Below are 10,708 nucleotides of genomic sequence, written 5' to 3'. Positions count from 1 at the left end.
CACCACCTCCGGGGGGCGCGACCGGCTCGACTGGTCGGTGCCGGAGGGAACCGAGGGCGTGATCGTCGAGCTCGGCGCCAACGACGCGCTGCGCGGCATCGATCCGGACYTGGCGCGGGCCGCGCTGACCGACATCGTCCAGCGGCTGCAGGCGCGCAAGATCGCGGTGATGCTCTGCGGCATGCTGGCGCCGCCGAATTACGGCGCCGAATACGCCGCGCGCTTCAATTCGATTTATCCGGATCTGGCGAAAAAATTCGACGTGCCGCTCTATCCGTTCTTCCTCGACGGTGTCGCGGCCGACGCCAAGCTCAACCAGGCCGACGGCATTCATCCGACCGCGGCCGGCGTCGACATCATCGTCCACAACATCATGCCTACGGTGGAGGCATTCCTGCGCACCATAAGCGAGCAACGTCGTTGAAATGCAGGCAGCGCTAACCCTAATCCCCGGGGTTTTCCCGGAGTGGCCCGCGCCAAGCTTGCAGAGTCATACAACTGCGATAGGAATCAGGGTACCGGTGATTCGTCGCCGGCTCTAATTTGGATAGGGTCCTGCTCAGGGGCCGTACCCAAGCATCGGGAGTGCTGAACGATGCCGCGTTTGTTCACTGGTCTGGAAATCCCGGCCGAGGTCGGCCAGACGCTTTCCAACTTGAGGGGCGGCCTTCCCGGCGCCCGCTGGATCGATCCCGAAAATTATCACGTCACCCTGCGCTTCATCGGCGACATCGACGGCATCTCCGCCAACGAGATCGCCTCGATGCTGTTTCGCGTCAACCGCAAGCCGTTCGAGGTGAAGGTGCAGGGGCTGATGAGTTTCGGTGGACGCAAGCCGCGCGCGGTGGTCGCCACCATCGCGCCGAGCAAGCCGCTGATCGAATTGCAGGCCGAGCTCGAACGGATGATGCAGCGGATCGGCCTCGACCCCGAGGGGCGCAAGTTCATTCCGCATGTCACGCTGGCGCGGTTGCACGACGCCTCCGACCAGGACGTCGCCGACTACCTCTCGCTGCGCGGCTACTTCCCGAGCAAGGCATTCATGGCCGAGCGCTTCGTGCTGTTCTCGTCGCGCGCCTCGACCGGCGGCGGCCCGTATGTGGTCGAGGACGCCTACGAGCTCTGTGCGTGATTTCTTACCTCTCCCCGCTTGCGGGGAGAGGTCGAAATTCAAGCGCAGCTTGAATTTCGGGTGAGGGGGTACAGGTCTCTCAACGATCTCGAGCGCGGAGAGAGGCCCCTCTCCCCTCCCTTTCACCGTAAGAACGGGGAGAGGGAGAAAAACCGCATACCCCCCGCACCAATTCACGGCTTGCAATTTGCCTCCGTCTCTGGCGGTAAAGGGCCATGCTCTCGACCCCCAGTTCCTCATTCCGCGAGGCGTATCAGGCCCAGATCGCGTCCGGCGCGATCGAGCCCGATCCCGCGCAAGCCGAGGTTGCCGAGGCCTATGCGGCGCTCGACCAGCAGCTTGCGAATTACAAGCCGCAGCGCAAGCAGGGCCTRCTCAGCCGCCTGTTCAGCGGCAGCGACAAGGACGACGCGCCGCACGGGCTCTACATCCATGGCGAGGTCGGCCGCGGCAAGACCATGCTGATGGACCTGTTCTTCCAGTACTCCTCCGTCGAGCACAAGCGGCGCGCGCATTTCCACGAATTCATGGCCGAGGCGCATGAGCGCATCTACGATTATCGCCAGGGCATCGCGCGCGGCGAGATCGCCGATGGCGACGTCATCGCGCTGACCGCGAACGCGATCTTCGAGGAGAGCTGGCTGCTCTGCTTCGACGAATTCCACGTCACCGACATCGCGGACGCGATGATCCTCGGCCGCCTGTTCGCAAAGCTGTTTGAATTGGGCACCGTGGTGGTCGCGACCTCCAACGTCGCGCCCGACGATCTCTACAAGGGCGGCCTGAACCGTTCGCTGTTCCTGCCCTTCATCAAGCAGATCACCGACCACATGGACGTGCTGCGGCTGGATGCGCGCACCGATTTCCGGCTGGAAAAACTCCAGGGCGTGCCGATGTGGCTGACGCCGGCGGACACTGACGCGGACACCGCGCTCGACCGCGCCTGGTCGAAGATGACCGGCGGCGCCAAATGCAAGTCGCGCGATATTTCGATCAAGGGCCGCATCCTGCACGTGCCGTGCTCGGCCCATGGCGTGGCGCGGTTTGCGTTCGCCGATCTCTGCGAGAAGCCGCTCGGGGCATCCGACTACCTCAGGCTGGCGCACGACTACCACACTGTCCTGGTCGACCATATTCCAGTGATGGATTTCTCTCAGCGCAACGCCGCCAAGCGTTTCATCACGCTGATCGATACGCTCTATGACAATGCCGTGAAGCTGATGGCCTCGGCCGATGCCAATCCGATTTCGCTCTACCTCGCCGACGAGGGCAACGAGGCCAACGAATTCAAGCGGACGGCGTCGCGCCTGATCGAGATGAGCTCGGAATCCTATCTGGCGCTGCCTCACGGCCGCAAGGATTCCACCGCCAGCGGCTCGACCAAGGGCCTGGTGGAGACTTAAGTCCTATGCGGTCGTCATTCCGGGGCGCGCGTCAGCGCGAACCCGGAATCTCGCGCTACCAACCTCGAGATTCCGGGTTCGCCCGCGCAATGGCGCGGACGCCCCGGAATGACGGCTTGGGGTTGCTGGCCGGATTCTCGGCAAGCCCGACAATTGGGCATCCGGCGACTTGAACGGGGGAAGCGAAAGGGATAACCACCCTGTCAGTTTTCCCCTCCTTACGTGTCTAAAGGACAGGTTCACATGGCGCGCGACAAGATTGCTTTGATTGGCTCCGGTCAGATCGGCGGAACGCTGGCTCATCTCATCGGCCTGAAAGAACTGGGCGACGTGGTGATGTTCGACATCGCCGAGGGGGTGCCGCAGGGCAAGGCGCTCGACATCGCGCAGTCCTCGCCGGTCGACGGTTTTGACGCGCACTACACCGGCGCCAACTCCTACGAGGCGCTCGACAACGCAAAGGTCTGCATCGTCACTGCCGGCGTGCCGCGCAAGCCCGGCATGAGCCGCGACGACCTCCTCTCCATCAACCTCAAGGTCATGGAGCAGGTCGGTGCCGGCATCAAGAAGTACGCCCCCGACGCGTTCGTCATCTGCATCACCAACCCGCTCGACGCCATGGTCTGGGCGCTCCAGAAGGCCTCGGGCCTGCCGCACAAGAAGGTCGTCGGCATGGCCGGCGTGCTCGACTCGGCGCGCTTCCGCTACTTCCTGGCCGACGAGTTCAACGTCTCGGTCGAGGACGTCACCGCCTTCGTGCTCGGCGGCCATGGCGACACCATGGTGCCGCTGGTGAAGTACTCCACCGTCGCCGGCATCCCGCTGCCCGACCTCGTCAAGATGGGTTGGACCTCGCAGGCGCGCCTCGACGAGATCGTCGACCGCACCCGCAACGGCGGCGCCGAGATCGTCAACCTGCTCAAGACCGGCTCGGCCTTCTACGCCCCGGCCGCTTCCGCGATCGCGATGGCCGAGAGCTATCTGCGCGACAAGAAGCGCGTGCTGCCCTCGGCCGCCTACCTCAACGGCGAATACGGCGTGAAGGACATGTATGTCGGCGTGCCCGTCGTGATCGGCTCCAAGGGTGTCGAGCGCGTCGTCGAGATCGAGCTGGCCGGCAAAGACCGCGAGGCCTTCGACAAGTCGGTCGGCGCCGTGCAGGGCCTAGTCGACGCCTGCAAGAAGATCGCGCCCGACCTGCTCGGCCGCTAAGCGCAACATTCCCGCCGAAGATCGAAACCCGGTCTTCGGCGGTTTCATTTCCGGGGCCCGGCTGCAACTCTTGTTGAAGGCTTGGCGGGTTCCGGGTCCGCAAGTCCAGAGATCGATGTCAAAGAATCCGGGTTGCAGTTCCTGTGGTATATGGTATGCCAGCCACAAGACTGAGGTGGGCCTACGAGGTCACCGCCCGCGGATTCAGGGAGCGACCATATGAATATCCATGAATATCAGGCCAAAGCGCTGCTGAACGAGTTCGGCGTGCCGATCTCCAAGGGCGTTCCGGTCCTGAAGGCCGCCGACGCGGACGCTGCGGCCAAGGCGCTGCCGGGCCCAGTCTGGGTGGTGAAGAGCCAGATCCACGCCGGCGGCCGCGGCAAGGGCAAGTTCAAGGAAGCCTCGGCCGGCGACAAGGGCGGCGTCCGCATCGCCAAGTCGGCCGCGGAGGTCACCGAATTCGCCAAGCAGATGCTCGGCGCTACGCTCGTGACGATCCAGACCGGCCCCGCCGGCAAGCAGGTCAACCGCCTCTACATCGAGGACGGCTCCGACATCGACAAGGAGTTCTATCTCTCGATCCTGGTCGACCGCGAGACCTCCCGCGTCTCGTTCGTGGTGTCGACCGAGGGCGGTGTCAACATCGAGGACGTCGCGCACAACAACCCTGAGAAGATCGTCACCTTCTCGGTCGATCCTGCCACCGGCATCATGGGCCATCACGGCCGCACCGTCGCCAACGCGCTGAAACTGTCGGGAGACCTCGCCAAGCAGGCCGAGAAGCTCACCGCGCAGCTGTTCGCGGCCTTCGTCGCCAAGGACATGTCGATGCTGGAGATCAACCCGCTGGTCGTGACCAAGCAGGGCCAGCTCCGCGTGCTCGACGCCAAGGTCTCGTTCGACGACAATGCGCTGTTCCGTCATCCCGAGGTGCTGGCGCTGCGCGACGAGACCGAGGAAGACGCCAAGGAAATCGAGGCGTCGAAATACGACCTCAACTACGTCACGCTCGACGGCAATATCGGCTGCATGGTCAACGGCGCCGGTCTCGCCATGGCGACGATGGACATCATCAAGCTCTACGGCATGGCGCCGGCGAACTTCCTCGACGTCGGCGGCAGCGCCAGCAAGGAAAAGGTCGCCGCCGCCTTCAAGATCATCACCGCGGATCCCAACGTGAAGGGCATCCTGGTCAACATCTTCGGTGGTATCATGAAGTGCGACGTGATCGCCGAAGGCGTCACGGCCGCGGTGCGTGAAGTGGGCCTCAGCGTGCCGCTGGTGGTCCGCCTCGAAGGCACCAATGTCGAACTGGGCAAGAAGATCATCCGTGAATCCGGCCTGAACGTGGTGCCGGCCGACAATCTCGACGACGCCGCGCAGAAGATCGTGAAGGCCGTCAAGGGAGGCTAAGGCCATGACCCAAGACCATCTCGCAGCATCATCTCCACTTGCAGAGCACGCGCGCCTCGCCGCGTTCGCCGGCGAATGGAATGGCGAAGAGGTGGTCTTCCCGTCGCGCTGGAATGCCGGCGGGCCGGCCACCTCGCACACCGTCGCGCGCATGGATCTCAACGGGTTCTACCTGATCCAGGACTCGGTGCAGATGCGCGACGGCAAGCAGATCTTCGCCACCCACGGCATCTTCACCTACGACCGCGAGGACCGGACCTACAAATTGTTCTGGTACGACTCGCTCGGATACACGCCGCCCTCGCCCGCCTCCGGCGGGTGGGTCGGCAAGACCCTGACGCTGGTGCGCGGCTCGCTGCGCGGCAATGCGCGCCACGTCTACGAGATCATCGACGACAATTCCTACGCGTTGAAGATCCAGTTCTCGCCGGACGCGGAAGGCTGGGCTGACGTGCTCACCGGCGTCTATCGTCGGGTGCATTGAGCCGTGAACGAAAGCTTGTCCGTCGATATGCGCTTCGCGGTCGCCTTCATGTCGGCGCAGATTCTGGCGTCGGGAGCCTCTGCCGAAACGCTGTCGGACAAAATGGTCGCGACCCTTGAAAGCGTCTGTGTGGCGCCGGCGTCCTCCGAAGCAATGATGGCTGCCGGCGAAAAAATGGCCGCCGCAGAAAACTGGAAGTTGCTTCGGTCGGGACCAGCGCCGATGCCGATCATGCACAACGAGAATGGTCCGAAGATGTCCTTCGAAAGTGTCTGGGATCTCGATGGCGGCGCATCCTTGTATATCTCGATTGTGCGGCCTGAGCAGGTCGGACTCAGATACGACATTTGCGCCATTCAGCCGGCCGCTCGCGTCAACAGCGAAGAACTGGCTGGCGCGGTCGCTCGCCAGTTCGGATCGACGCTCACGAAGGACACGTCGGGAAGGTACAAGAACCAAGAAGGCTGGTTCTTCACCCAAGAGAAGGCGCGAGGAAACTGCGGAAAACAGGTCACCTTTTCCGGCGGTTCAGGCCAACCTGAAGCTCTCTTCTTCACGAACTTTGCATACCCCAACGACGGCCAATGGGACGTGATGGCTAAACACACCACGCGCTGTCCAATTCAATAACTCGTTCTGAAAGCGGAAAACTCATGTCCATCCTGATCGACAAGAATACCAAGGTCATCTGCCAGGGCTTTACCGGCAAGAACGGCACCTTCCACTCGGAGGCCGCGCTTGCCTACGGCACCAAGATGGTCGGCGGCACTTCGCCGGGCAAAGGCGGCTCGACGCATCTGGGCCTGCCGGTGTTCGACACGGTGCGCGAGGCGCGTGAGAAGACCGGTGCCGATGCGTCGGTGATCTACGTGCCGCCGCCGGGTGCGGCCGATGCGATCTGCGAGGCCATCGACGCCGAGATCCCGCTGATCGTCTGCATCACCGAAGGCATTCCTGTCATCGACATGGTCCGCGTGAAGCGCTCGCTGGCCGGTTCCAAGTCGCGCCTGATCGGGCCGAACTGCCCGGGCGTCATGACCGCGGGCGAGTGCAAGATCGGCATCATGCCCGCCAACATCTTCAAGACCGGCAGCGTCGGCATCGTCTCCCGCTCCGGCACGCTGACCTATGAGGCCGTGTTCCAGACCTCGCAGGAAGGCCTCGGCCAGACCACCGCGGTCGGCATCGGCGGCGACCCGGTCAAGGGCACCGAGTTCATCGACGTGCTGGAAATGCTGCTTGGCGACCCCAAGACCGAATCGATCATCATGATCGGCGAGATCGGCGGCTCCGCCGAGGAGGACGCCGCCCAGTTCCTCAAGGACGAGGCCAAGCGCGGCCGCAAGAAGCCGATGGTCGGTTTCATCGCCGGTGTCACCGCTCCTCCCGGCCGCCGCATGGGCCATGCCGGCGCGATCATCTCGGGCGGCAAGGGCGACGCCGGCTCCAAGACCGACGCGATGAAATCGGCTGGGATTACAGTGTCGCCGTCTCCCGCCCGCCTCGGCCACACGCTTGCCGAAAAGTTGAAAGGCTAATTCACTTCTTCGTACTTTTCCGGGCGAAGTTTCGCAGCAAATAGGATAAATGGTGCCTGTCGCGCTGAGCCCTGCCGGGGAGCTCAGCGCCAGCGCCGTTTGTTATGCGCGAACCGAAATCGCCAGGAACTCAAGTATGTCTCGCCAAGACGCGAACGCAGCCTTTGCCCTCTCCTCCTTTTTGCAGGGCACCAACGCCACCTACATCGACGAAATCTACGCCCGCTACGAGAAGGACCCGTCCTCGGTCGACGCCGAGTGGCAGGAGTTCTTCAAGAGCCTGAAGGACCAGCCGGACGACGTCCGCAAGAACGCCCAGGGCCCGTCTTGGGAGCGTACCAACTGGCCACTGACCCCGCAGGACGACCTGACCTCCGCCCTCGACGGCAACTGGGCGGAAGTCGAGAAGGCGGTCGGCAGCAAGATCGCCGCCAAGGTGCAGGCCAAGGGGGGCGATATCTCCTCCGCCGACGTGCTCCAGGCGACGCGCGACTCGGTCCGCGCGCTGATGCTGATCCGCTCCTACCGCATGCGCGGTCACTTCCACGCCAAGCTCGATCCGCTCGGCATCGAAGCGCCGCGCAATCGCGAAGAGCTTGACCCGCGCACCTACGGCTTCAGCGAAACCGATTTCGACCGCAAGATCTTCCTCGATCACGTGCTGGGCCTCGAATACGCTACGCTGCGCGAGATCACGGCGATCTGCGAGCGCACCTACTGCCAGACGCTCGGCGTCGAGTTCATGCACATCAGCAACGCCGCGCAGAAGGCCTGGATCCAGGAGCGCATCGAAGGGCTGGACAAGGAGATCTCGTTCACCCGCGAAGGTCGCCGTGCCATCCTGATGAAGCTGGTCGAAGCCGAAGGCTTCGAGAAATTCTGCGACACCAAGTTCACCGGCACCAAGCGCTTCGGTCTCGACGGCGGCGAATCGCTGATCCCCGCGCTCGAGCAGATCATCAAGCGCGGCGGCAATCTCGGTGTGAAGGAAGTCGTGGTCGGCATGCCGCATCGCGGCCGCCTCAACGTGCTGACCCAGGTGATGGGCAAGGCGCATCGCGCCCTGTTCCACGAGTTCAAGGGCGGCTCGGCCAACCCCGATGCGGTCGAAGGCTCGGGCGACGTCAAGTACCACCTCGGCGCGTCCTCGGACCGCGAGTTCGACGGCAACCGCATCCATCTGTCGTTGACCGCGAACCCCTCGCATCTCGAGATCGTCGATCCCGTGGTGCTCGGCAAGGTCCGCGCCAAGCAGGACCAGCATGGCGATCCGCCGGACCAGCGCATCTCGGTGATGCCGCTTTTGATGCATGGCGACGCCGCGTTCGCCGGCCAGGGCGTGGTCGCTGAGTGCTTCGGCCTGTCGGACCTGAAGGGCTACCGCACTGGCGGCTCCGTGCACTTCATCGTCAACAACCAGATCGGCTTCACCACCTATCCGCGTTACTCGCGCTCCTCGCCCTATCCGTCGGATGTGGCCAAGATGATCGACGCGCCGATCTTCCACGTGAACGGCGACGATCCGGAAGCCGTGGTGTTCGCGGCCAAGGTCGCGACGGAGTTCCGGCAGAAGTTCCACAAGCCGGTCGTGATCGACATGTGGTGCTATCGTCGCTACGGCCACAACGAGGGCGATGAGCCCGCGTTCACCCAGCCCGTGATGTACAAGCGGATCGCGGCCCATCCCTCGACCCTCACTCTTTACTCCAAGCGCCTGATCGCCGAAGGCGTGGTCACCGAGGGTGAGGTCGACAAGCTGAAGGCCGACTGGCGCTCGCGGCTCGATGCCGAGTTCGAAGCCGGCACCTCCTACAAGCCCAACAAAGCCGACTGGCTCGACGGCAAGTGGTCCGGCTTCAAGATCGCCGACCAGGAAGAGGATGCGCGGCGCGGCGTCACCGGCGTCGACACTGCGGTTCTGAAGGACATTGGCCGCAAGATCACCAAGGTGCCGGACGGTTTCCGCGTCCACCGCACCATCCAGCGTTTCCTCGACAACCGCGCCAAGGCGATCGACACCGGTGTCGGCATCGATTGGGCGACCGGCGAGGCACTGGCGTTCTGCACGCTGCTCAACGAGAACCACCATGTCCGCCTGTCGGGCCAGGATTCCGAACGCGGCACCTTCTCGCAGCGCCACTCGGTTCTGATCGACCAGGAAGACGAGAGCCGCTACACGCCGTTCAACCATCTCGGCCACGAGCAGGGTCATTACGAGGTCATCAACTCGCTGCTGTCGGAAGAAGCCGTGCTCGGCTTCGAATACGGCTATTCGCTCGCGGAGCCGAACACGCTGACGCTGTGGGAAGCCCAGTTCGGCGACTTCGCCAACGGTGCGCAGGTCGTGTTCGACCAGTTCATCTCCTCGGGCGAGCGCAAATGGCTGCGCATGTCCGGCCTCGTCTGCCTGTTGCCGCACGGCTATGAGGGCCAGGGACCGGAGCACTCCTCTGCGCGTCTCGAGCGCTACTTGCAGATGTGCGCCGAAGACAACATGCAGGTGGTCTACCCGACCACGCCGGCGAACTACTTCCACGTGCTGCGGCGCCAGCTCCATCGCGAGATCCGCAAGCCGCTGATCGTGATGACGCCGAAGTCGCTGCTGCGTCACAAGCGGGCGGTGTCGCGTCTGGAGGAACTCGCCAGGGATACGACCTTCCACCGCATCCTCTATGATGACGCCCAGATGCAGCCGAGCGAGGCCATCAAGCTTGTTCCGGACGACAAGATCCGCCGTATCGTGCTCTGCTCGGGCAAGGTCTATTACGACCTCTACGAGGAGCGCGAGAAGCGCGGCATCGACGACATCTATCTGATGCGCGTCGAGCAGCTCTATCCGGTGCCGCTGAAGGCGCTGGTGGCCGAGCTGTCGCGCTTCAAGAAGGCCGAAGTGATCTGGTGCCAGGAAGAGCCGCGCAACATGGGTGCGTGGCACTTCATCGAGCCCTATCTGGAATGGGTCCTCAACCAGGTGAACGGTGCGAGCCGGCGTCCGCGTTATGTCGGCCGCGCCGCTTCCGCCGCGACTGCCACTGGTCTGATGTCCAAGCATCAGGCGCAGCTGAAGGCGTTCCTGGACGAAGCACTGAGCTAAGAGGTTTTTAAGACGTCGTCATGCCCCGCGAAGGCGGGGCATCCAGTATTCCGCGCCGCCCGTCGTCATCGCGACCGTCACGGCGTACTGGATCGCCCGCCTTCGCGGGCGATGACACCTGAAAATTCATGACCGCACCGGCGATCCCTTAAGGAAAAGACCATGACTGAAATTCGTGTGCCGACGCTCGGCGAATCCGTCACCGAGGCCACCATCGGCCGCTGGTTCAAGAAGGCCGGCGATCCCGTCGCCGTCGACGAGCCCTTGGTGGAGCTCGAGACCGACAAGGTCACCATCGAAGTCCCGGCGCCCTCGGCCGGCACGCTGAGCGAGATCATCGCTGCCGATGGCGCGACCGTTGCGGTCGGCGCGCTGCTCGGCCAGATCACCGACGGTGCCGGCGCCGCCAGGCCGGCCGCCGCCCCCGCG

10 protein-coding genes are annotated in these 10,708 nt (G+C 63.7%); all 10 read left to right on the top strand.

Going from position 1 to position 10,708, the window contains the following annotated elements:
* Positions 1-424, top strand: a 424-nt coding sequence (locus tag ACXJL8_RS21835; protein ID WP_456685558.1) for an arylesterase, incomplete at its 5' end; no start/stop codon positions are given.
* Between the two features lie 171 nt (positions 425-595).
* Positions 596-1,132 carry an RNA 2',3'-cyclic phosphodiesterase gene (gene thpR / locus ACXJL8_RS21830; RefSeq protein WP_456620784.1) on the top strand — a complete coding sequence of 179 codons (537 nt, stop codon included), beginning with the start codon at positions 596-598 and terminating at the stop codon, positions 1,130-1,132.
* A gap of 215 nt (positions 1,133-1,347) precedes the next feature.
* On the top strand, positions 1,348-2,535 hold the full coding sequence (zapE, locus tag ACXJL8_RS21825; RefSeq protein ID WP_456620783.1) for a cell division protein ZapE: 1,188 nt from the start codon (positions 1,348-1,350) through the stop codon (positions 2,533-2,535).
* A gap of 243 nt (positions 2,536-2,778) precedes the next feature.
* Entirely contained in the window at positions 2,779-3,747 is a 969-nt protein-coding gene (gene mdh / locus ACXJL8_RS21820; RefSeq protein ID WP_008145224.1) for a malate dehydrogenase, read from the top strand.
* Between the two features lie 219 nt (positions 3,748-3,966).
* Positions 3,967-5,163, top strand: a complete 1,197-nt coding sequence (gene sucC, locus ACXJL8_RS21815; protein ID WP_456620782.1) for an ADP-forming succinate--CoA ligase subunit beta — start codon at positions 3,967-3,969, stop codon at positions 5,161-5,163.
* Positions 5,164-5,167: 4 nt separating this feature from the next.
* Complete coding sequence (locus ACXJL8_RS21810) at positions 5,168-5,647, top strand: DUF1579 family protein (RefSeq protein ID WP_456620781.1); 480 nt, start codon at positions 5,168-5,170, stop codon at positions 5,645-5,647.
* A 3-nt stretch (positions 5,648-5,650) separates the two neighbouring features.
* The gene (locus ACXJL8_RS21805; protein WP_456620780.1) at positions 5,651-6,277 is read left to right on the top strand and encodes a hypothetical protein; all 627 of its coding nucleotides are present in this window, start codon (positions 5,651-5,653) and stop codon (positions 6,275-6,277) included.
* 23 nt (positions 6,278-6,300) lie between these two features.
* On the top strand, positions 6,301-7,185 hold the full coding sequence (sucD, locus tag ACXJL8_RS21800; RefSeq protein WP_456620779.1) for a succinate--CoA ligase subunit alpha: 885 nt from the start codon (positions 6,301-6,303) through the stop codon (positions 7,183-7,185).
* 136 nt (positions 7,186-7,321) lie between these two features.
* Entirely contained in the window at positions 7,322-10,279 is a 2,958-nt protein-coding gene (locus ACXJL8_RS21795) for a 2-oxoglutarate dehydrogenase E1 component (protein ID WP_456620778.1), read from the top strand.
* Positions 10,280-10,441: 162 nt separating this feature from the next.
* Positions 10,442-10,708, top strand: a 267-nt coding sequence (locus tag ACXJL8_RS21790; protein ID WP_456685557.1) for a biotin/lipoyl-containing protein, incomplete at its 3' end; no start/stop codon positions are given.

The organism is Bradyrhizobium sp. P5_C11_2 (assembly GCF_054049755.1).
This window is presented reverse-complemented; position numbering and strand designations above follow the sequence as displayed.

What these genes read in the sequence shown, in the direction of transcription:
- sucC (WP_456620782.1), top strand. Translation starts at nt 3,967, where the DNA reads ATGAATATCCATGAATATCAGGCCAAAGCGCTGCTGAACGAGTTCGGC.
- sucD (WP_456620779.1), top strand. Translation starts at nt 6,301, where the DNA reads ATGTCCATCCTGATCGACAAGAATACCAAGGTCATCTGCCAGGGCTTT.
- thpR (WP_456620784.1), top strand. Translation starts at nt 596, where the DNA reads ATGCCGCGTTTGTTCACTGGTCTGGAAATCCCGGCCGAGGTCGGCCAG.
- ACXJL8_RS21810 (WP_456620781.1), top strand. Translation starts at nt 5,168, where the DNA reads ATGACCCAAGACCATCTCGCAGCATCATCTCCACTTGCAGAGCACGCG.
- mdh (WP_008145224.1), top strand. Translation starts at nt 2,779, where the DNA reads ATGGCGCGCGACAAGATTGCTTTGATTGGCTCCGGTCAGATCGGCGGA.
- ACXJL8_RS21795 (WP_456620778.1), top strand. Translation starts at nt 7,322, where the DNA reads ATGTCTCGCCAAGACGCGAACGCAGCCTTTGCCCTCTCCTCCTTTTTG.